Source organism: Tepidimonas aquatica (assembly GCF_007556585.1).
Taxonomy (GTDB): Bacteria; Pseudomonadota; Gammaproteobacteria; order Burkholderiales; family Burkholderiaceae_C; genus Tepidimonas; species Tepidimonas aquatica.
Map to the genome: position 1 here is coordinate 1 of NZ_VJNA01000011.1, position 21,343 is coordinate 21,343.

Consider the following 21,343-nt stretch of genomic DNA (forward strand, 5'->3'; position numbering starts at 1 on the left):
TCCTCATGCAGCGAGCTGAAATCGTCGCCCCCACCCCCCCTAGGCCCCTCGCGTGCCGCCAACGCTGCACCCACGGCGTCGCCGCGTTCACCGGATCGGTCGCCCGCCGATGACCCTGTCCAGGCCACCCCGCGCTCAGCCGACGCGCAGGCGCTCAAGCTGGTGCTGGACGAAATCCTGGCGCGGTTGCGGTACCTGGGCGACGTGGGGCTGGACTACCTGACGTTGGACCGCCAAAGCCGCACGCTGTCGGGCGGCGAGGTGCAGCGCATCAACCTGACCACGGCGCTGGGCACCTCGCTGACCCACACGCTGTTTGTGCTCGATGAGCCCTCGATCGGGCTGCATCCGCGCGACCTGGCGCGCATCGGGCAGGCGATGGCGCGGCTGCGCGACGCTGGCAACACCCTGGTGGTCGTGGAGCACGACCCGGCCGTGATGCTGGCCGCGGACCGCATCCTCGACATGGGGCCGGGGCCGGGCGAGCGCGGTGGGCGCATCGTGTTCGACGGCACGCCGGCGCAGTTGATGCAGGCCGACACGCTCACCGGCCAATACCTGAGCGGGCGGCGCCAGATCGGTTTTGGGGTCAAGCGTGCCGTCACCGAGGCCACCCCCAAGCTGCTGCTGCAAGGGGCGCGCCAACACAACCTGCAGGGCCTGGACGTCGCCTTTCCGCTGCAGCGCCTGGTGGTCGTCACGGGCGTCAGCGGCTCGGGCAAGTCCACGTTGATCCAGGACGTGCTGGCGCCGGCGCTGCTGCGCCACTTTGGCCAGCCCACCGAGGCGCCGGGCGCGCACGACGCGCTGCTGGGGGCGGACTGGCTCGAAGGTGTGGTGCTGGTGGACCAATCGCCCATCGGCAAAACGGCGCGCTCCAACCCGGTCAGCTACGTCGGCGCGTGGGACGCCATCCGCGCCCTGTTCGCCGCCACCCCGCTGGCGCAGTCGCGTGGCTGGACGGCGGCCAAGTTCAGCTTCAACAGCGGTGACGGCCGCTGCCCAACCTGTGGCGGCTCGGGGTTTGAGCACGTGGAGATGCAGTTCCTGTCGGACGTCTACCTGCGCTGTCCCGACTGCCGCGGGCGCCGCTACCGGCCCGAGGTGCTGGAGGTCACGCTGGAACGCGGCGGACGCACGCTCACCGTGGCCGACGTGCTGGAGCTGACCGTGGCCGACGCCGTGCAGTGGTTCGCCGACGACGCCGACGTCGTGCGTGCGCTGCAGCCGCTGCTGGACGTGGGGTTGGAGTACCTGCGCCTGGGCCAGCCGGTGCCGACGCTGTCCGGGGGTGAGGCGCAGCGCCTCAAGCTCGCCGGGCACTTGGCCGAAGCCGCCGCCCGTGCCGTGCCGCGCAAAACCCGCCGACGCGACGCCGTCCCCGCGCCGTGGGCGGGCAAGGCGCGCGGGCAGCTCTTTTTGCTCGACGAGCCCACCACCGGACTGCATTTTGACGACATCGCCAAGCTGATGCGCGCGCTGCGCAAGCTGCTGGAGGTGGGGCACTCGCTGATCGTCATCGAGCACAACTTGGACGTGATCCGTGCCGCCGACTGGGTCATCGACCTGGGGCCGGAAGGTGGTGACGGCGGCGGCCGGCTGGTGTTTGCCGGCACACCCGAAGACCTGCGCCACCACCCCAGCAGCCACACCGGCGCGGCGCTGCGCGCCTACGCCGAGGCGCTGGACGCCGCCCAGCGTGTGCGCGAAGCCGCCGGACCGTGGCGCGCCGCCCCCGCCACGCCCCCCGCGCCGGCTGCGATCCGCATCGTGCACGCGCGCGAGCACAACCTGCGCAACATCAGCGTCGACATTCCCCACGGCCGCTTCACCGTCGTCACGGGGGTGAGCGGCTCGGGCAAGTCCACGCTGGCGTTCGACATCCTGTTCCAGGAAGGGCAGCGCCGCTACCTGGAAAGCCTCAACGCCTACGCGCGCTCGATCGTGCAGCCGGCGGGTCGCCCTGACGTCGACGCCGTCTGGGGCATCCCGCCCACCGTGGCCATCGAGCAGCGCCTCAGCCGTGGCGGGCGCAAATCCACCGTCGGCACCGTGACCGAGATCTGGCACTACCTGCGGCTGCTGTACGTCAAGCTCGGCGTGCAGCACTGCGTGCACGACGGCGCCGCCGTTGAGCCGCAAAGCCCCGAGCGCATCGCGGCGCAACTGCTGCAGCGCTGGCGCGGTCAGCCCATCGCGCTGCTGGCGCCGCTGGTGGTGGCGCGCAAAGGCGTGTACACCGAATGGGCGCAGTGGGCGGCGCAGCGCGGCCACACCCACCTGCGCGTGGACGGGGCGTTCGTGCCGGTGCAGCCGTTCCCGCGGCTGGACCGCTACAAGGAGCACACCGTGGAGCTGCCGGTGGCGGTGCTGGTGTCCGACCCCGCGCGCGACGACGCGCTGCGCGCCGCGCTGCAGCACGCGCTCACCCACGGCCACGGCGTGCTGCACGTGCTGGGCGGGGTGCCCGGCCTGGAGGCGCTGACACCGGGCCAGCCCGGCCCCAGCGGGGGCGAGGTCGAGGTCTACTCGGTGCGCCGCGCCTGCCCCGTCTGCGGCACCAGCTACCCGGAGCTGGACCCGCGCATGTTCTCGTACAACAGCGCGCACGGCTGGTGCCCCGACTGCGTCGGCACCGGCCTGAAGCTGACCCGTGCGCAGCGCGCGCTGCTGGACGACCAGCCCACCGACGACGAACGCGGCCGCCAGCGCACGCTGACCGAGCCCGACCTGGACGACCTCACCGACGAGCCGTGCCCCAGCTGCAGCGGCACCCGTCTGGGGCCGCTGGCGCGCGCGGTGCGCTTCCGTGGCCAGCCCATCACCGAGGTGGCGCGCCTGACGGTGGACGATCTGGCCGACTGGGTGGCCGCGCTGCGCGCCTCCGATGCGCTGCCACCGCGCGACGCCGCCGTGGCGCGTGACCTGCTGGCCGAAATCGAAGCGCGCGCGCGATTCTTGCGCCGCGTCGGGCTGGGCTACCTGACGCTGGACCGGGGTGCGCCCACCCTGTCCGGCGGCGAGGCGCAACGTATCCGCCTGGCGGCGCAACTCGGCTCGAACTTGCAGGGCGTGTGCTACGTGCTGGACGAGCCCACCATCGGCCTGCACCCGCGCGACAACCGCATCCTGCTCGATGCGCTGCACGAGCTGCGCGCGCACGGCAACACGCTGGTCGTCGTCGAGCATGACGAAGACACCATCCGCCGTGCCGACCATCTGATCGACATCGGCCCCGGGGCCGGCCGCCTGGGTGGGCGCATCGTGACCAGCGGCACGCTGACCGAGGTGTGCGCCGCGCCCGAATCGCAAACCGGGCGCTACCTGGCGCACGCCATGCGCCACCCGCTGCAACCGCGCCGCCCGGTGGACGAGGGCACCCCCTCGCTGTGGGTGCGCGGGGCGCGGCGGCACAACCTGCAAGGCATCGACGTGCGCGTGCCGCTGGGGCGGCTGGTCGTCGTCACGGGGGTGAGCGGCTCGGGCAAGTCCACGCTGGCGCGTGATGTGCTGTTGACCAACCTGACCCAGGCGCTCAGCCGCGCGCGCGCGGCACCCACCGCTGCGGCGGGCCGCAAGGGGCGCGGCCGTAGCGCCGATGCCGCTGGCGTGGCCTGGAGCGGTTGCGCCGCGCTCGAAGGCTGGGGGGCGGTGCAGCGCGTGCTGGAAGTGGACCAGACCCCGATCGGTAAAACACCACGGTCTTGCCCCGCCACCTACATCGGCTTTTGGGACGCCATCCGCAAGCTGTTTGCCGACACGCTGGAGGCCCGCGCGCGCGGCTGGGGGCCGGGGCGCTTCAGCTTCAACAGCGGCGACGGCCGCTGCCCCGTGTGCGACGGGCAGGGCCTGCGCACCATCGAAATGGCGTTTTTGCCCGACGTCAAGGTGCCGTGCGACGCCTGCGGTGGCGCGCGCTTCAGCCCCGACACGCTGACCGTGCGCTGGCGCCAGCGCAGCATTGGCGACGTGCTGGCCATGACGGTGGACGAAGCGGTGGCGTTTTTTGCCGCCATGCCACAGATTGCCCACCCGCTGCGCTTGCTGCAGGACGTTGGCCTGGGATACCTGACGCTGGGGCAGCCCAGCCCCACGCTGTCGGGCGGCGAAGCGCAGCGCATCAAGCTGGTGACGGAACTCACCAAGGTGCGCGACGACGTCGGCCGCCGTGGCCAACAAGCCCCACACACGCTGTACGTGCTGGACGAACCCACCGTGGGGCTGCACATGGCCGACGTGGACAAGCTGATCCGCGTGCTGCACCGGCTGGTGGACGCCGGCCACAGCGTCGTCGTCATCGAGCACGACCTGGACCTGATCGCCGAGGCCGACTGGATCATCGACCTCGGGCCGGAAGGGGGCGCCCAGGGTGGCCGTGTCGTCGGGCAGGGCACGCCCGAAGCGCTGGTGCGCCAGGGCACCCACACCGGCCAGGCGCTTGCGCCGGTGCTGGCGCGCGGTGTATAACCGGCACCATGGTGCATACCTTGGAAGGACCACGGCCACGATGTTTACCCGTCGCCACCTGCTGTGGACCGCGGGCGCCGCCGCGGTGTGGCCGCTGCATGCCCAGCCCGTACCGCCCACGGTGGCGGCGGCTTCGGACCTCAAATTTGCCCTGGAGAACGTGGCGGCGCTGTTCGAGCGCGAAACCGGCCAGCGCGTGCGCCTGGTGTTTGGCTCGTCGGGCAACTTTTACGCCCAGATCCTGCAAGGGGCGCCGTTTCACCTGTTCATGTCGGCCGACGAAGCCTTCGTGTTCAAACTGGCTGACGCAGGCAAAACCCTGGACCGCGGTCGGCTGTACGCCCACGGCCGCATCGTCATCTTTGTGCCCAAGGGATCACCGCTGCGGGCCGACGGCCAACTGCGCGACCTGGCGGCGGCGCTGCGCGACGGCCGCCTGAGCAAATTCGCCATCGCCAACCCCGAGCACGCTCCCTACGGCGCGCGCGCGCGCGAGGCGCTGCACCACGCCGGCCTGTGGGAGGCGATCCAGCCTCACCTGGTGGTGGGCGAAAACATCGCCCAGACGGCGCAATTCGCCACCTCCGGCAGCACGCAAGGCGGCATCATTGCGTTGTCGTTGGCCCTGGCGCCGCAGGTGGCGGCGCTGGGGGCGTTCGACCTCATTCCCGCCACGTGGCACCAGCCGCTGGCGCAGCGCATGGTCCTGATCAAAGACGCCCCCGAGGCAGCCCAGCGCTTTTATGATTTCATCGCCACGCCCGGTGCGCAGGCCATCATGACACGCTTCGGTTTTGCCATGCCGTGAAAGGTTTGCTTGCATGGACTGGCCCGCTCTGATGCTGTCGCTGGAGCTGGCCGCAGCCACCTTGGCTGTGCTGCTGCCGCTGGGGTTGGCGCTGGGGCGTTGGCTGGCGCGCACCGCCTGGGCTGGCAAGGCGTGGGTCGAGGCGCTGGTGGTGCTGCCGTTGGTGTTGCCGCCCACGGTGTTAGGCTACTACCTGCTGGTGACGTTGGGGGCCAGCTCGCCGCTGGGGGCGTGGCTGGCCGAACACCTGGGTGTGCGGTTGACATTCAACTTCGCCGGGCTGCTGCTGGCGTCGGTGGTGTTTAACCTGCCCTTCATGGTGCAGCCCATCCAGCGCGCCTTCGAAGCCATTCCGCGCGAGCTGCGCGAAGCTGCCGCGGTGCACGGGCTGGGCGCTTGGCAAACGCTGTGGCGTGTCGAGCTGCCGCTGGCTTGGCCCGGTATCTTGTCGGCGCTGGTGTTGACCTTTGTGCACACGCTGGGGGAGTTCGGTGTCGTGCTGATGGTGGGGGGCAATATCCCGGGTGAGACGCGCACCATCGCCATCGCCATCTACGACCGCGTGCAGGCGTTCGACCTGGCCAGCGCCGACCGCATGGCGTTGCTGCTGACCCTGCTGTCGCTGCTGGCGGTGGCCGCGTCGTTTGGCGCCACGGCCCGCTTGCGCCGCCGCGAGGGGTGATCGGCATGGCCGACCCCACCGCCTTGCTGCACCTGCACGTCGAGCAACACCGGCCCATGCCGCTACGGGGCACGCTGGAGGCCGAGGCCGGCGAGCTGGTGGCGTTGTTGGGGCCGTCGGGGGCCGGCAAAACCTCGCTGCTGCGCTGCCTGGCGGGCCTGATGCGGCCCGAGCGTGGCACGTTGCGGGTGGGCGACGAGCTGTGGCTGGACACCGACGCCGGGGTGTGCTGGCCGCCGCAACGCCGCCGCGTGGGCATGGTGTTCCAGCACTACGGCCTGATGCCGCACCTGAGCGCGCTGCACAACGTGGCGCTGGCCCTGCTGCACCTGCCGCCAGCGCAGCGCCAGCAGCAGGCGCGCCGGTGGCTGGACCAGATGCGCCTGACGCCGGCGCAAATGCAGCGCCGTCCGGCGGAGCTGTCGGGCGGGCAGCAGCAGCGCGTGGCGCTGGCCCGCGCGCTGGCCCGCCAGCCGCGGCTGCTGCTGCTGGACGAGCCGTTTTCGGCGGTGGATGCCATGCACCGCCAGGGCTTGTACGACTTGCTGGCCGACCTGCGGCGCGAGCTTGTCATTCCCATCGTGCTGGTCACGCACGACTTGCACGAAGCGCGTCAGTTGGCCGACCGGCTCGTCATCATGGACCAAGGCGCGCTTTTGCAAAGCGGCACCCCGGCGCACATTCACCGCAGCCCCCGCAACGCGCGTGTGGCCGACCTGACCGGCGTGCGCAACCGCTTCCACGGCGTGTGGCTGGGGCCGCAGGACGACGCCGACCGCGCGCAGCGCATGGGTTGGTTGCAGTGGACCCTGCCCGAAGGCCAACCGACGCCGTTGCGTCTGCGCGTGCGCGACAAGGACAGACTGCCCACAGGACAGCGCGTCACCTGGGTGGTGCAGGGCGACGGACTCAAGCTCGACGCCGAGCTGGGGCTGGCCGCGGGCGCGCCGGCCCCGGACGGCCATACCCCGCTGATGGCCACCGTCCACACCGCACGTCACCTGGGCGACACGACGATGGCGGTGGCGGCGCTGCAGGCCCTGCCGGGTGTGGAGCTGCACCTGACCCGCAGCGGCCCCCTGCGCCAACACCTGCAACCCGGGCAGCCGCTGCGCGTGTGGCTGGACTGCGCCTGGGTGCACGTGATGCCGATAAGGCAGCCCGGGTGACGTCGGGGCGTTGGCTCCGCCGATACTCCCGGTGCCTGGGACGGTTCAAATGTGCTACAAATGTCACCGGCCGTGCGATGCCAAGAAGATCCGCGCAGGCGGTGCATGTTCATGCCCCAAGAAAAAAAGCAAAGATGAACACCTCTGTCCAAGCCGCTCTGCCCGCACCCAGCGCCATCCCCAGATCCAAGCCAGGCGCCGCCGTCGGATTGGCCACCGGCTGCGCCGTGGCTGTGGGGGTCGCGGCGCTGCCGTTGGCCGCCGTGGCGGGCGAGGTGCGCCAACTCGCGCAGCGCTCCAGCCAGGCCGCGCGCGAAATCAAGGATCTGCACCGTACATGATGTGGCCGCCGGTGTGGAGGTCGTGCAGGGCGTGGGTGGCGTCATGCAGGACATCGTTGCCTCGGCCCAGCGCACGCGCGAGCTGATGGACGAAGTCGCCAACGCCCCGGGCACCCCGTTTGCGCAGGCCACGCGCGGCGTGGTGCAGGTGCTCTCTGCGGCCAAGCGCATCGGGTTTGGCGAGCAGGACTGAGCCCGGCGTGGGGCGATGGCCGATCCACAACCCGGGGCGGTGCGTTGGATTCACCCCGACGCCCCCGCCAAGCCCGCGCCCGGCGCGCCGTGCAATGGCTGTGGGGTGTGTTGCGTGTGGCAGCCGTGCCCGCTGGGGGTGGTGCTGAGCCGTCGCCGGCGTGGCGCCTGCGGGCGCTGCGCTGGCTGCACGCCGAGGAGCGCTACGTGTGCGGTGCGCTGCACGATCCTGCGACGGTGTTCGGATGGGGTCACCGCCCGTGGGGGCGCATGCTCAGCCGCGCGCTGCGGCCCGCGATCGCACCCTCGATCGCCGCCGGTCGCGGCTGCGACTGTGACGTCGAAGTCGACCGTCCTGACGCCTGACGGGCGGCGCGCGCGTGGTGCTGGGTGACGCGGCGTTGACGCGCGTCAACCTATGAGGCTGGCAGGCGTCCACAATATCACTCATTGACGATATAGCAATGAAAGGGTGCGCATGGATTGGGCGGCATGGATCGAGCGCTGGGGCGAAGCCAACGTGCTGGCCGCCGGTGGGTTGGCGCTGGGGCTGGCGTTCGGGTTTTTCGGGCAGCGCTCCAAGTTTTGCCTGCGCGCCGCCGTCATCGAGTTTTGGCACCGCCGCTTTGGCGACAAGCTGGCCGTGTGGCTGCTGGCGTTTGCCACCGCGGTCGTTGCGGTGCAGGGCCTCATCGTCGCCGGGCTGCTGGATGTGTCGAGCGCGCGCCAGTTGAGCGCGCGCGGCAGCCTGTCGGGCGCGCTGGTGGGCGGGCTGCTGTTCGGGCTGGGCATGGTCATGACGCGCGGCTGCGCCAGCCGGCTGTTGGTGCTGTCGGCCAACGGCAACCTGCGCGCGCTGCTGTCGGGGCTGATCTTTGCCGTGACCGCGCAGGCGTCGCTGGGCGGGGTGCTGGCCCCGTGGCGCGAAGCCATCAGCGCCTGGTGGGTGGTGGACGGTGGTCCCTCGCGCGACCTGCTGGCGCGGCTGGGCGTGGGGCACGGCATGGGGCTGGCGTTTGGCCTGGTGTGGATGGCCGCCGCGCTGTACTTTGCCACGCGCAGCGGCTGGAGCTTTTGGAAGTGGGCCGGCGGCGCGGCCACCGGCCTGACCGTGGCGCTGGCATGGTGGTTCAGCTACCAAGTCATGGGGCATTCGTTCGAGCCGGTGCAGATCCAGGGTTTGACGTTCAGCGGCCCCTCGGCCGAATGGCTGATGCGCGTGCTGGCCGAACCCGGCAAGCCGTGGTCGTTCGGCCTGGGGCTGATGCCGGGGGTGTTTCTCGGCTCGCTGGCCGGGGCGTTGGTGGGGCGCGAGGGGAAGCTCGAAGGGTTTGGCGGCGCCTACACGATGCCGCGCTACATCGTCGGCGCGGTGCTGATGGGCTTTGGCTCGATGCTGGCCGGCGGCTGCGCGGTCGGGGCGGGGGTCACCGGCGGGGCGATTTTTGCGCTGACCGCCTGGGTGACGCTGGTGGGCATGTGGGTGGGCGGCGGCGTGGCCGACTGGCTGATCGACCGCCCGCGCCAAGCCAGCGCCGCCCCTGAACCGGCCGCCGCCCACGGGGTGACTGGCGCGCCGGCCCGCGCGCCGTGAGGCCAGTTGAGGTCATTGCGGCTTTTGATCCTATAATAGCGGGTTCGGCGGCACCAGCGGCAGCCGAGCATCACGCCAACGTCGGGCTGCGCAGCAGCCCTTGCAAGCATGCAAAGAGGAACCCTATGTACGCGGTCATAAAAACCGGTGGCAAGCAGTATCGCGTCGCTGCCGGCGAAAAAATCAAGGTAGAACAGATCGCTGCGGACGTAGGCCAAGAGATCGTGATCGACCAGGTGTTGGCCGTTGGCAACGGCGCCGACATCCGGGTGGGCACTCCCTTGGTCAGCGGCGCGACGGTCACGGCCAAGGTGGTGGCGCACGGGCGCGGCCCCAAGGTTCGCATCTTCAAGCTGCGCCGGCGCAAGCACTACCAAAAGCGCCAAGGCCATCGGCAAAACTACACCGAGCTGGAAGTCAGCTCGATCAACGTCTGACGAGGTGACCCACCATGGCACAGAAAAAAGGCGGCGGCTCCACGCGCAACGGGCGTGATTCCAAGCCCAAGATGCTGGGCGTCAAGGTGTTTGGCGGCCAGGAAGTGAGCGCGGGCGCGATCATCGTGCGCCAGCGTGGCACCAAGTTCCACCCCGGGGTGGGCACGGGCATCGGCCGTGACCACACCATCTACGCCACGGTGGCGGGCAAGGTCGAGTTCGACGTCAAGGGTCCGCTCAACCGCAAGGTTGTCAACGTCGTCGCGGCGGCCTGACGCGCCCCCTCGACACCCTGGTGCAAGGGCCCGCCGCGTGCGGGCCTTTGTCGTTGCGCGACAGCGCGTTGGGCGTGTGGCCATACCCCGCGCCAAGGAGCCGCCATGAAGTTTGTCGATGAGGCCTGGATCGACGTCGCCGCGGGCGACGGTGGCAACGGCTGTGCGTCGTTCCGCCACGAGAAATTCAAAGAGTTCGGCGGCCCTGACGGCGGCGACGGTGGCCGCGGCGGCCACGTGTGGGCCGAAGCCGACCCCAACCTGAACACGCTGGTGGACTTCCGCTACGCGCGTCACCACGAAGCGCAGCGCGGCGAGCACGGCCGTGGTAGCGACCAGTACGGGGCCAAGGGCGCCGACGTGGTGCTGCGCATGCCGGTGGGCACCATCATCCGCGATGCCGACACCGGCGAGCTGGTGGGCGAGCTGCTGGCGCCCGGGCAACGCCTGCTGCTGGCCAGGGGGGGCGACGGGGGGCTGGGTAACCTGCACTTCAAAAGCTCCACCAACCGTGCCCCGCGCCAGCGCACGATGGGCAAGCCCGGTGAGCGCCGCCGCCTGCACCTGGAGCTCAAAGTGCTGGCCGACGTGGGGTTGCTGGGCATGCCCAACGCGGGCAAATCGACCCTGATCGCCGCGGTGTCCAACGCGCGGCCCAAGATCGCCGACTACCCGTTCACCACGTTGCACCCCAACCTAGGCGTGGTGCGCGTGGGCCCGCAGCAAAGTTTTGTCATCGCCGACGTGCCGGGCCTGATCGAGGGCGCGGCCGAAGGCGCCGGCCTGGGGCACCAGTTTTTGCGCCATCTGCAGCGCACGCGGCTGTTGCTGCACCTGGTGGACATGGCGCCGTTCGACGACAGCGTGGACCCGGTGGCGCAGGTGCGCGCGATCGTGGCCGAGCTGAAAAAATACGACCCGGCGTTGGCGGCCAAGCCGCGCTGGCTGGTGCTCAACAAGCTCGACATGGTGCCGCCTGAGCAGCGCGAGGCGCGCGTGCGCGACGTCGTGCGCCGGCTGCGCTTCAAAGGGCCGGTGTACGCGGTGTCGGCGCTGACGCGCGAGGGGCTGGAGCCCTTGATGCGCGACATCATGCAGTGGCTGGTCGCGCAGCGCGCCGCCGAGCAGCCGGTTGCGCCCGATCCGCGCTTTGCCGAGGCGGCGCCCGAGGCCGACGCCGTGGCGCCCGCCACGCCGGGCCGTGCGGCGCGCGGGCGTGACCGATAATCGCTGCGCCATGACGACCGTCATCCCTACCGCCACCGACGCCATCCCCAGCGCCACCGCCGGCTGGAGCCTGCCCAGCCGCACGCCCGCGCAGGTGCTGACGGCGGCGCGGCGCATCGTTGTCAAGGTCGGCTCCAGCCTGGTCACCAACGAAGGCCGTGGGCTCGACGAAAGCGCCATAGGCCAGTGGGCACGGCAGTTGGGCGTGCTGGCGCGCGGCGGCCGCGAGGTGGTGATGGTGTCCAGCGGCGCCATCGCCGAGGGTATGAAACGCCTGGGCTGGCTCAGCCGACCTAAAGAGCTGCACGAGCTGCAAGCCGCTGCCGCCGTCGGGCAGATGGGCCTGGCGCAGATGTGGGAAACCAAGCTGCGCCAGCAGGGCCTGGGCAGCGCCCAGGTGCTGCTGACGCACGCCGACCTGGCGGACCGCGAGCGCTACCTCAACGCGCGCTCGACGCTGCTGACGCTGCTGGCGCACGGTGTGGTGCCGGTCATCAACGAAAACGACACCGTCGTCACCGACGAGATCAAGTTTGGCGACAACGACACGCTGGGCGCGCTGGTGGCCAACCTGATCGAGGCCGACCTGCTGGTGATCCTGACCGACCAGCGGGGGCTGTACACGGCGGACCCGCGCAAGCAGCCCGACGCCGCCTTCGTGCAGGTGGCGCGCGCCGGCGACCCGGCGCTGGAAGCGATGGCCGGCGGCGCCGGCAGCCGTGTCGGCACCGGCGGCATGATCACCAAAATCCTGGCCGCCAAGCGCGCGGCCGGCTCAGGCGCGTCCACCGTCATCGCCTGGGGACGCGAGCCCGACGTGCTGCCGCGCCTGGTGGCCGGCGAGCCGATCGGTACCTGCCTGGTGGCCGACAGCACCAAACAGCAGGCGCGCAAGCAGTGGATGGCCGACCACCTGCAACTGCGCGGCGCCGTCACGGTGGACGCCGGCGCCGTGGCCAAGCTGCTGCACGAGGGCAAGAGCCTGCTGCCAATCGGCATGACGGCGGTGGACGGCGACTTCCAGCGTGGTGACGTGATCGCGGTGCGCGCGCCGGATGGGCGCGAAATCGCGCGCGGACTGGCCAACTACGCCGCCGCCGAAGCGCGGCTGCTGTGCCGCCGGCCGTCGTCGGAGATCGAGCGGCTGCTGGGCTACGCCGCCGAGCCCGAAATGATCCACCGCGACAACCTGGTCGTCACCGCGCGCTGAACGCGGGTGCGCCGACCGCGCCGGGCGCCCCGCGGTGCGGCGGCCTTGGCTGCGCGCCCGTGCTCGCTCAGCGGTCCACAGTGCGGTTTTGCCGCAGCGCGCGCAGCATGTCGGCCGGCTGACCGTTGGGGGTAGCGCCGTCGCAAAAGCCACCGCGCGCCAGCGCCACCGCCGGACGCGACGCAAACTCGCCGCCCAGGTTGCGCCACGCCGGGTTGGGGTGGGGCTGCCACTGCCCCGGTGGCCCCGGGTTCCAGTGCGCGTAGGTTTTGACCTGGGCGGTGGCGCAGCGCAGCCCCTCGTACCAGGCGTTGACGGCGCCGCTGGCGCTTTGCGCCACGATGACGTAGCGGATCACGCCGTCGGGCCCCAGCGTGACGCTGTCGGCGTCAACGCCAAAGCGCAGCTCGCTGTGCACCGACGGCACAAACGGCACCAGGCGCTCGGCGCGCCACACGGGCGGCGGTGGGGCCTCGGCTTCGCGCCAGTCGCGGTTGGGGTCGGTCAGTAGCTGGGCATCGGCCACGGCGGCGCCCAGCAGCGCCGCGGCCAGCAGCGCCGCATTCAGCGTGGGTCGGAGGTTGCGCATCATCAGGTGTTGGATCCGGGTTTGGCCCCGGGCGGCACCACCGCCCCCGGCGGGGCCGCGCGGCTGGCGCCGGGGGGCAGCTCCGCGTGGGTGGGCAAGCCCAGCTGCGGCGGCAGCGGGCGGGCAGGGCGTGGGGCCTCGCGCCCAGCGCCGGCTGGCGGACGCGTGCGACGCAAAAAGCGGTTGCCGCCACGACCGCTGCGCTCGTCGGGTCGCCCGGGCAGCGGCGGCAGGTAGGCGGCCAGCTCTTGCAGCGCGCGCAGGTAGACGTCGCGCTTGAACTCGATCACCATGTCCAGCGGCACCCAGTAGTCGTGCCAGCGCCAGGCGTCGAACTCCGGGTGGTCGGTGGCGCGCAGGTTCAGGTTCCAGTCCCCGCCCACCAGGCGCAACAAAAACCAAATCTGCTTTTGTCCCTTGTAGTGCCCGCGGGCGTCGCGCCGGATGTAGCGGTCGGGTACCTCGTAGCGCAGCCAGTCGCGCGTGCGCGCCAGCACCTCCACGTGTTCGGGCTTGAGGCCGATTTCCTCGTGCAGCTCGCGGTACATGGCCTGCTCGGGCGTCTCACCGCGGTCGATGCCCCCTTGGGGAAACTGCCACGAGTGGGTACGGATGCGCTTGCCCCAGAACACCTGGTTGCGGTGGTTGAGCAGGATGATGCCGACATTCGGCCGGTAGCCGTCTCTGTCAAGCATAATCAACCCCAATCTTGAAAAACTGGCCCGATTATGCAACGCGGGTCGCATTCCTGTCGATATGAAAGCCTCCCAGTTCCACATCGCCACCCTCAAGGAAGCCCCGGCCGACGCCGAGGTGGTCAGCCACAAGCTGATGCTGCGCGCCGGCATGATCAAAAAGCTGTCGGCCGGCATCTACACCTACATGCCAATGGGCCTGCGCGTCATCCGCAAGGTCGAGCGCATCGTCCGCGAAGAGATGGACCGCGCCGGCGCCATCGAGTTGACGATGCCGATCGTGCAGCCGGCCGAGCTGTGGCAAGAGACCGGGCGCTTTGCCAAGATGGGCCCGGAGCTGCTGCGCATCAAGGACCGGCACGAGCGCGACTTTGTCATCCAGCCCACCAGCGAGGAGGTGGTGACCGACATCGCCCGCCAGGAGCTGCACAGCTACAAGCAGTTGCCGAAAAACTTCTACCAAATCCAGACCAAATTCCGCGACGAGCGCCGCCCGCGCTTTGGGCTGATGCGCGGGCGCGAGTTCATCATGAAGGACGCCTACAGCTTCGACCGCGACGCCGAAGGCGCCCAGCGCAGCTACGCCATCATGGCGCAGGCGTACCGGCGCATCTTCGACCGCTTTGGGCTGCGCTACCGCGCGGTGGCGGCCGACAGCGGCGCCATTGGCGGCGACCTCAGCGAGGAGTTCCAGGTCATCGCCGCCACCGGCGAAGACGCCATCGTCTACTGCCCCACGAGCGACTACGCCGCCAACCTGGAAAAGGCCGAGGCCCTGCCGCCGCAAGGGCCGCGTCCAGCGCCCACGCAGCCGCTGACGCGCACGCCGACGCCGGGGCGCAGCACCTGCGCCCAGGTGGCCGAGCTGCTGGGCGTGCCGCTGCAGCGCACGGTCAAGTCGATCGTGCTGGCCAGCGACGAGGTCAACGAACGCGACGAGGTCGTCGCCACGCGCATCTGGCTGCTGTTGCTGCGCGGCGACCACGACATGAACGAGGTCAAGGTCGGCAAGCTGCCCGGCCTGGCGCTGGGCTGGCGCTTTGCCACCGAGGCCGAGATCATCGAGCACTTTGGCTGCAAGCCCGGCTACCTGGGGCCGGTGGGCACGCGCAAGCCGGTGACGGTGGTGGCCGACCGCGAGGTGGCCGTGATGGCCGACTGGATCTGCGGCGCCAACGAGGTGGACCACCACCTGACCGGCGTCAACTGGGGCCGCGACCTGCCGGAGCCGGACCTGGTGGCCGACATCCGCAACGTCGTCGCCGGCGACCTCTCGCCCGACGGCAAGGGCGTGCTGGCGATCGAGCGCGGCATCGAGGTCGGTCACGTGTTTTACCTCGGCACCAAATACAGCCGCGCGATGAACGCCACCTTCCTCGACGAAGACGGCAAGCCCAAGCCGTTCGAGATGGGCTGCTACGGCATCGGCATCACCCGGCTGCCGGCCGCCGCCATCGAGCAAAACCACGATGAGCGCGGCATCATCTGGCCCGACGCCATCGCCCCGTTCACGGTGGTCATCTGCCCCATCGGCATGGAGCGTAGCGCCACCGTGCGCGAAGCCGCCCAGCGGCTGTACGAAGAACTGCTGGCCGCCGGGGTGGACGTGATCCTGGACGACCGCGGCGAGCGCCCGGGCGCGATGTTCGCCGACTGGGAGCTGATCGGGGTGCCGCACCGCCTGACGCTGGGCGAGCGTGGCCTCAAGGACGGCGTGGTGGAGTACCAGCACCGGCGCGATACCGCGCCCACGCCGGTGCCCTTGGCGCAGGCGGCGGACTGGGTGCGGGCTCGCATCCAGGTCTGATGCGCCATGGGCGTGCCAGCCACGCCGGGATGCACACGCCGCGCCGCACTGATGCGCGTGGGGGTGCTGGCCGTCGCTGGCGGCTGGGGCTGCGGGCCTGCGCCCGCGTGGGCCGGCGCCCAGGTCGAGGAGCCGCTGGCCGACGCCGTGCGCCACGCGCTGCGGGCCGCGGTCGAGCAGCTCGACCCGCCGGAGCCCAGCTTTGCCAGCGCGCAGGAGCGTGCGCGCTACGTGCGCTGGTTGACCGAGGCAAGCTGGCGCTTGCGGCAGCGCAAGCCCGAGCTGCGCGCGCGCCTGGACTTTTTGCAGACCGTGTGGTACGAGAGCCGCCGCGCCGGGCTGGACACGGCCCTCGTGTTGGGGCTGATCGAGGTGGAGAGCGGCTTTCGGCGCTGGGCGATTTCGCGTGCGGGCGCACGCGGCTACATGCAGGTGATGCCGTTTTGGACCCGGCTGATCGGCGACGGCGACCCGGACAAGCTGTTTCACCTGCAGACCAACCTGCGCTACGGTTGCGTCATCCTGCGCCACTACCTGGACCGTGAGGGTGGTGACCTGTTTCTGGCGCTGGGTCGCTACAACGGCAGCCGCGGCCAGGCCACTTACCCCAACGCCGTGCTGGCGGCGCGGCGGCGCTGGCTGTTGGGCTGAGCGGTGGCCGTCGCCGCGTGTCGCGCCACGCCCGCGGCGGAGCCGTGCGCGTCAGGCCAAAAAGCCCAGGCGGGGCTTGCTTGACCCCGTGGCGGGCAGGTCGGCCGGCAGCAGGTGGTCGCGGCCATCCAAGCGGGCGTTGCCAAAGGCCGTCATCAGCGCACGACGCATCTCCCGCGGCGCCAGCGTGGCCAGAACGTCGAGCACATCTTCGCCCGGTTCGTCGACGAACAGCCGCCCCCAGTCGTGCGCGGCGCGCAGCCGCAAGTACAACAAGCGCGCGATGGTGCGCGCTTCGTCGCGCGTGGGCGGGGCGATCTCGAACACGTTCATGCGGTTGAGGATCGGCTCCGGGATCGCACCCTCGTCGTTGGCGGTGGTGATCCAGATCACCTGGCTGGCGTCGATCGGCACCTCGGCGAATTCGTCCACGAAGCGCTGCGCGGTTTGCGGCTCCAGCAGGCTGTACAGCGCGCCCAGCGGATCGTACTGGGCGGCGTCGCTGGCCTTGTCGATCTCGTCGACGACGATGACGGGGTTGGCAAAGTCACCCTCGACCAGCGCTTCGAACACCTTGCCTGGCTTGGCGCCTTTCCACTGCGACGACGAGCCCGACAGCAACCAGCCCGCGGTCATCGAGCTCATCGGCACCAGCGTCATCGTCGTGGCCAGCAGCTCGGCCAGTTGTTGCGCGAAGTGCGTTTTGCCCACCCCAGGCGGCCCCAGCAGCAGGATCGGGGTGACTTCCAGGCTGTCGGCGCTGGCCTGCGCCAGCGCCACGTGGCGCTTGATGTCGTCCAGCACCGCGCGAAAGTTCGGCAGTTGTTCGTACAGGGCGGCCATGTCTGGCACGCCCGAGGGTTTGACCGCGAAGCGCTGCGGGCCGCGCTCCAGCATGCGCTCGTAGGTCTAGCACAGGGTGGCCTGTTCGCGCTCGTGGCCCTGGGCCCGCAGGCGCTGCAGGCGTTGTTGCACGTCGTCAGGGTTGAAGATGTCGCGCACGCGCGCGATCGGCAGTCCGCGCGCAGGCGCAACGCTGGGCACGCTGGCGTTGGACATGATGCTCTCCTCACGAAAACCACACACTGTGGTGTCCATTGAAGCAAGCACCGTGCCGGACGATCCATCGGGTCCAACCCGTGGTGTGGCGTCGGCCGCAGCGCCCGCCTCAGGCGGTTTGACCGCTGAGCAGCTTTTGCAGTTCGCCGCTTTCGTACATCTCCATCATGATGTCGGAGCCGCCGATGAACTCGCCGCGGATGTACAGCTGCGGGATCGTCGGCCAGTTGCTGTACTCCTTGATGCCCTGGCGGATGTCGGGGTCGTCCAACACGTTGACGGTGACGATCTGTTTGGGGTCCACGCCGCAGGCTTTGAGGATTTGCACCGCGCGGCCGGAAAAGCCGCACATCGGAAAGCTGGCGGTGCCCTTCATGAACAGCACGATGTCGTGCCCTTTGACGAGTTGGTCGATGCGTTGTTGAACGTCGCTCATGGTGTGCGCTCCAGGGTCGCGTACGGTTGTCGATGATGCCATTATCCCGCCGCCGCGCGCGCCGTGGCGGCGGTGGGGTCAGAGCCCGGCCAGAGCGCGCCCGTGCAGCGCACGTGGCCGGCCAGGTCATGGTGGTGCTGCACTGCACCAAAACGGTGCATGCGCAGCAGCGCGGCCACCGCCGCGGCCTGGTCCCAGCCGTGTTCGAGCAGCAACCAGCCGCCCGGGGCCAGACGCGCCGGGGCCCCCGCCACGATGGTGCGCAGCGCCGCCAGCCCGTCGGGGCCGGCCACCAGCGCCTGCCGGGGCTCGTGGCGCAGCGCGTCCAGGTGGGGGTCGTCGTCGCGCAGGTAGGGCGGGTTGCTGACCACCAGGTCGAAGCGCGCGGGCGGCGCGGGCACCGCCGCGTCGCCCGGGTAGGGCCGCCAGCCGTGCCACCAGTCGCCGTGCAGCCAGCGCACCGGCAGGCCCAAGCGCGCGCCGTTGGCGGCCGCCACCGCCAGCGCGTCCAGGCTGACGTCGACGGCCCACACCTGCGCGCGCGGCCGCTGGGCCTGGATGGCCAGCGCGACGGCGCCGCTGCCGGTGCCCAGGTCCAGCACCTGCGCCGGCGCCTCGGGCGGCAGCAGCGCCAGCGCCCAATCGACCAAGGTTTCGGTGTCCGGGCGGGGGTCGAGCACGCGCGCGTCCACCTGCAGCGTCAGGCCGTAAAAACCGCGTTCGCCCACCAGGTAGGCCAGTGGCAGCCCGGCGCGGTGCTGCTGGCACAGGTGCGCGAACCGCGCCGCCTGCTCCGGTGCCAAGGGCGCGTCGGGGTGCGCCAGCAGCCAGGCACGTTCGTGCAGGCCGCGCCCCAGCGCGTGCAGCAGCAGCCATTGCGCCGCCAGGCGGTCGAGCCCTTGCTGCTGCGCCCACCGCAGCGCGGCGTCGACACGGTCGGGGGCGGTCGCGCTCATGCGGGGGCAGCCTGCGCTTCCAGCTCCGCCATCAGCTCGGCGCCGCGCGCCAATTGCAGGCCGTGGATCAACTCGTCAAGCTCGCCATCGAGCACCGCCGGCAGCTTGTGTAACGTCAGGTTGATGCGGTGGTCGGTGACGCGGCTTTGCGGGAAGTTGTAGGTGCGGATGCGGTCGCTGCGGTCGCCGCTGCCGATGAGGCTTTTACGCGTGGCGGCTTGGCGCGCTTCGCGCTCGCGGCGCTGGCGCTCCTGCAGCCGCGCCAGCAGCACCTGCATGGCCTTGGCGCGGTTGCGGTGCTGGCTGCGGTCGTCCTGGCACTCGGCCACCAGGCCTGTGGGCAGGTGGGTGATGCGCACGGCCGAATCGGTGCGGTTGACGTGCTGGCCACCGGCGCCGCTGGCACGGAAGGTGTCGATGCGCAGCTCCGACGGGTCCAGTGCGATGGCTTGTTGCTCGTCCGGCTCGGGCAGCACCGCCACGGTGCAGGCGCTGGTGTGGATGCGGCCCTGCGCTTCGGTGACGGGGATGCGTTGCACGCGGTGGCCGCCGGATTCGAAACGCAGCCGCCCGTAGGCGCCATCGCCCACGATGCGCAGCACCAGCTCCTTGTAGCCGCCCAGGTCGCTGGGCGAGGCGCTGATGACCTCGACGCGCCAACCCTGCCGCTCGGCGTACCGGGTGTACATGCGCGCCAAGTCGGCGGCAAACAGCGCCGCTTCCTCGCCGCCGGTGCCGGCGCGGATTTCGACGAAGGCGGGCCGCGCGTCGTCGGGGTCGCGCGGCAGCAGCAGGGCGGTCAACTCGGCCTGCAGCCGCTGCAGGTCGGCCTGGGCGGCTTGCGCTTCGTCGTGCGCCAGCGCGGCCAAGTCGGCATCACCGCTGGCGATGGCTTCGTCGTGCAGCTGCAACGCGGCGCGCCAGTCGGCTTCGCGTTGGAGGTAGCGCTGGTACGGCTGAACCAGCGCGTCGAGCTCGGCGTGCTCGCGCGACAGTTGCCGAAACCGCACCAGGTCGGCCACGACGTCGGGTGCGGCCAGTTGCGCGTCGAGCTCGTGCAGCCGCAGGCGGCGCTGCTCCAGGGTGTGGCGCACGAAGGCCTTCATGGCGTGCGGTCAACCCCGCTGCTGTGCGGGCGGCGGCCGCGCAGGAACAGCCGCGCCACCATTTCGGCGGTGTGCTGGCGCGCGGCCTCGTCGCCGCTGTGCAGCTCGGCCAGTGCGCCATGCAGCAGTTTGTGCGTCAGCCCCCGCGCCAGCGCTTGCAAGGCTTCGTCGGGGCTGGCGCCTTTGTCCAGCAGGCGGCGCGCACGGGCCAGCTCGGCCTCCTGCCACGCCTGGGCCTGCGCGTGCAGGTCACGGATCAGCGGCACCACACCGTGCGCAGGGTCGCGCTGGCGCAGCCAGTGCATGAAGCTTTGCACCCCGGCGTCGATGATCGCTTCGGCCTGCGTCACGGCGGCCTGGCGCTGGTCTTTGCCGGCTTGGACGACGGCGGCCAGGTCGTCCACGGTGTAGAGGTAGACGTCGTCCAGCCCTTTGACCTCGGCTTCGATGTCACGCGGCACGGCCAGGTCGACCATGAACATCGGGCGGTGGCGGCGGCGCTTGAGCGCGCTTTCCACCAGCCCCAACCCGATGATGGGCAAGGTGCTGGCGGTGCAACTGACCACGGCGTCGAATTCGTGCAGGCGCGCGGGCAGGTCGGCCAGGCGCAGCGCCTCGGCGCCGAAGCGCGCCGCGAGTTTTTCGCCGCGCTCCAGCGTGCGGTTGGCGATGGCTATCGCGCGCGGCTGCCGGGCGGCAAAGTGCGTCGCGGTCAGCTCGATCATCTCGCCGGCGCCGACAAACAGCACGCGGATGTCGCGCAGGTCTTCGAACAGCTGGCTGCACAGCCGCACGGCCGCGGCCGCCATGCTGATGGAGTGCGCGCCGATGTCGGTGCTGGTGCGCACCTGTTTGGCCACGGCAAAAGAGCGCTGGAACATCTGGTGCAGCGTCGTGCCCAGCGTGCCGACCTCGTCGGCCACGCGCACCGCGTCTTTGAGCTGACCCAGGATTTGCGGCTCACCCAGCACCATGCTGTCCAGGCCCGCCGCCACGCGGAACGCGTGCCGTGCCGCCGCATCGTCTTGCAGCACGTAGGCGTGGCGCAGCAACCCGTCGGGGCTGAGGCCACCGACGTCGGCCAGCCAGCGGGCGGCCGGCTCGACCAACGGCTCGTCGGCGGCGCAGTACAGCTCGGTGCGGTTGCAGGTGGACAGCAGCGTGGCTTCGGCCGGACGGCGCAGCGCGGCACGCACCTGCCGCAGCGCTTCGGGCAGCTGGTCCAGCGCAAACGCAAACCGCCCGCGCACATCGAGCGGGGCCGTTTGGTGGTTGATGCCGAGCGCCCAGACTGCCATAGGAGCCAAATTATAAAATCCGCCCCCTTGTGGACGCTTGGACAATGGCTACCCACCTTGCCGCCCTGGTGGGCCCTGCCTGGGGCATGGCGCTGTTGCTGGCCACCTTGCTGACGTTGCGCGGGCGTGGATCCAGCCCGCGCTGGCGGGCCTGGTGGCGGCACGTCCTGTGGCTGGCGCTGCCCGGCAGTGCGGTGCTGGTGGCCGGGCTCGTGCTGACCGCCGCCGACGGGCGCATCGTCACCTACGCGGCGCTGGTGGGGGTGCTGGGAACCGTGGCCGCGTGGCGGGCGGGGCGCTGACCGGCCAGGCCAATGGCGTTTGTGGGGCCGCGGCGCCCGGTG

At 70.8% G+C, this 21,343-nt stretch carries 21 protein-coding genes and 1 pseudogene; 15 read left to right on the forward strand and 7 right to left on the reverse strand.

Annotated elements, in window-relative coordinates; translation table 11 throughout:
- The 12 genes from Taqua_RS05395 to proB form a co-directional block, all read left to right on the forward strand.
- On the forward strand, positions 1 to 4,467 hold a 4,467-nt coding region (locus Taqua_RS05395; protein WP_185969566.1), incomplete at its 5' end, for an excinuclease ABC subunit UvrA.
- Positions 4,468 to 4,507: 40 nt separating this feature from the next.
- Positions 4,508 to 5,275 carry a molybdate ABC transporter substrate-binding protein gene (gene modA, locus Taqua_RS05400; protein WP_144325449.1) on the forward strand — a complete coding sequence of 256 codons (768 nt, stop codon included), beginning with the start codon at positions 4,508 to 4,510 and terminating at the stop codon, positions 5,273 to 5,275.
- A 13-nt stretch (positions 5,276 to 5,288) separates the two neighbouring features.
- Positions 5,289 to 5,957 (forward strand): molybdate ABC transporter permease subunit, encoded by a 669-nt coding sequence (gene modB, locus Taqua_RS05405; RefSeq protein ID WP_144325451.1) that lies wholly within the window; start codon positions 5,289 to 5,291, stop codon positions 5,955 to 5,957.
- A gap of 5 nt (positions 5,958 to 5,962) precedes the next feature.
- The gene (locus tag Taqua_RS05410) at positions 5,963 to 7,126 is read left to right on the forward strand and encodes an ABC transporter ATP-binding protein (protein WP_144325453.1); all 1,164 of its coding nucleotides are present in this window, start codon (positions 5,963 to 5,965) and stop codon (positions 7,124 to 7,126) included.
- Positions 7,127 to 7,260: 134 nt separating this feature from the next.
- The gene (locus Taqua_RS05415; protein ID WP_144325455.1) at positions 7,261 to 7,467 is read left to right on the forward strand and encodes a hypothetical protein; all 207 of its coding nucleotides are present in this window, start codon (positions 7,261 to 7,263) and stop codon (positions 7,465 to 7,467) included.
- Between the two features lies 1 nt (position 7,468).
- Entirely contained in the window at positions 7,469 to 7,660 is a 192-nt protein-coding gene (locus tag Taqua_RS13190) for a hypothetical protein (protein WP_185969567.1), read from the forward strand.
- A gap of 107 nt (positions 7,661 to 7,767) precedes the next feature.
- Positions 7,768 to 8,025, forward strand: coding sequence for a hypothetical protein (locus Taqua_RS05420; protein WP_425472583.1), 258 nt, complete (start codon positions 7,768 to 7,770; stop codon positions 8,023 to 8,025).
- A gap of 112 nt (positions 8,026 to 8,137) precedes the next feature.
- A complete protein-coding gene (locus Taqua_RS05425) occupies positions 8,138 to 9,253 on the forward strand; it encodes a YeeE/YedE family protein (RefSeq protein WP_144325457.1) in 1,116 nt (371 codons plus the stop codon).
- A gap of 125 nt (positions 9,254 to 9,378) precedes the next feature.
- Positions 9,379 to 9,690, forward strand: coding sequence for a 50S ribosomal protein L21 (gene rplU / locus Taqua_RS05430; protein ID WP_132963125.1), 312 nt, complete (start codon positions 9,379 to 9,381; stop codon positions 9,688 to 9,690).
- A 14-nt stretch (positions 9,691 to 9,704) separates the two neighbouring features.
- A complete protein-coding gene (gene rpmA, locus Taqua_RS05435; RefSeq protein WP_132963124.1) occupies positions 9,705 to 9,965 on the forward strand; it encodes a 50S ribosomal protein L27 in 261 nt (86 codons plus the stop codon).
- Positions 9,966 to 10,070: 105 nt separating this feature from the next.
- Complete coding sequence (cgtA, locus tag Taqua_RS05440; RefSeq protein ID WP_144325459.1) at positions 10,071 to 11,192, forward strand: Obg family GTPase CgtA; 1,122 nt, start codon at positions 10,071 to 10,073, stop codon at positions 11,190 to 11,192.
- Positions 11,193 to 11,202: 10 nt separating this feature from the next.
- The gene (gene proB / locus Taqua_RS05445) at positions 11,203 to 12,402 is read left to right on the forward strand and encodes a glutamate 5-kinase (RefSeq protein WP_144325461.1); all 1,200 of its coding nucleotides are present in this window, start codon (positions 11,203 to 11,205) and stop codon (positions 12,400 to 12,402) included.
- 67 nt (positions 12,403 to 12,469) lie between these two features.
- Here proB and Taqua_RS05450 read toward each other — a convergent pair whose 3' ends face one another.
- The gene (locus tag Taqua_RS05450; RefSeq protein WP_144325462.1) at positions 12,470 to 12,994 is read right to left on the reverse strand and encodes a CNP1-like family protein; all 525 of its coding nucleotides are present in this window, start codon (positions 12,992 to 12,994) and stop codon (positions 12,470 to 12,472) included.
- A complete protein-coding gene (locus tag Taqua_RS05455) occupies positions 12,994 to 13,686 on the reverse strand; it encodes an RNA pyrophosphohydrolase (protein WP_144325464.1) in 693 nt (230 codons plus the stop codon). The genes Taqua_RS05450 and Taqua_RS05455 overlap by 1 nt, the downstream gene beginning before the upstream one ends.
- Positions 13,687 to 13,747: 61 nt before the next feature.
- Between Taqua_RS05455 and Taqua_RS05460 the strand changes: the two genes are divergently transcribed.
- Entirely contained in the window at positions 13,748 to 15,493 is a 1,746-nt protein-coding gene (locus tag Taqua_RS05460; protein WP_144325466.1) for a proline--tRNA ligase, read from the forward strand.
- A 6-nt stretch (positions 15,494 to 15,499) separates the two neighbouring features.
- On the forward strand, positions 15,500 to 16,144 hold the full coding sequence (locus Taqua_RS05465) for a lytic transglycosylase domain-containing protein (protein ID WP_425472584.1): 645 nt from the start codon (positions 15,500 to 15,502) through the stop codon (positions 16,142 to 16,144).
- A gap of 51 nt (positions 16,145 to 16,195) precedes the next feature.
- Here Taqua_RS05465 and Taqua_RS05470 read toward each other — a convergent pair.
- From Taqua_RS05470 to hemA, 5 genes and pseudogenes are all read right to left on the reverse strand, one after another.
- A pseudogene (locus tag Taqua_RS05470) lies at positions 16,196 to 17,203 on the reverse strand (AAA family ATPase).
- A 109-nt stretch (positions 17,204 to 17,312) separates the two neighbouring features.
- On the reverse strand, positions 17,313 to 17,639 hold the full coding sequence (grxD, locus tag Taqua_RS05475) for a Grx4 family monothiol glutaredoxin (RefSeq protein WP_144325468.1): 327 nt from the start codon (positions 17,637 to 17,639) through the stop codon (positions 17,313 to 17,315).
- Positions 17,640 to 17,680: 41 nt separating this feature from the next.
- Complete coding sequence (prmC, locus tag Taqua_RS05480) at positions 17,681 to 18,595, reverse strand: peptide chain release factor N(5)-glutamine methyltransferase (RefSeq protein WP_144325470.1); 915 nt, start codon at positions 18,593 to 18,595, stop codon at positions 17,681 to 17,683.
- The gene (gene prfA / locus Taqua_RS05485) at positions 18,592 to 19,701 is read right to left on the reverse strand and encodes a peptide chain release factor 1 (RefSeq protein WP_144325472.1); all 1,110 of its coding nucleotides are present in this window, start codon (positions 19,699 to 19,701) and stop codon (positions 18,592 to 18,594) included. The genes prmC and prfA overlap by 4 nt, the downstream gene beginning before the upstream one ends.
- Positions 19,698 to 20,999 (reverse strand): glutamyl-tRNA reductase, encoded by a 1,302-nt coding sequence (gene hemA / locus Taqua_RS05490; RefSeq protein WP_144325474.1) that lies wholly within the window; start codon positions 20,997 to 20,999, stop codon positions 19,698 to 19,700. Before hemA ends, prfA begins: the two co-directional genes overlap by 4 nt.
- A 44-nt stretch (positions 21,000 to 21,043) precedes the next feature.
- Here hemA and Taqua_RS05495 point away from each other — a divergent pair, with 44 nt between their 5' ends.
- Positions 21,044 to 21,301 (forward strand): hypothetical protein, encoded by a 258-nt coding sequence (locus Taqua_RS05495; RefSeq protein ID WP_144325476.1) that lies wholly within the window; start codon positions 21,044 to 21,046, stop codon positions 21,299 to 21,301.
- Positions 21,302 to 21,343 lie beyond the last annotated feature (42 nt).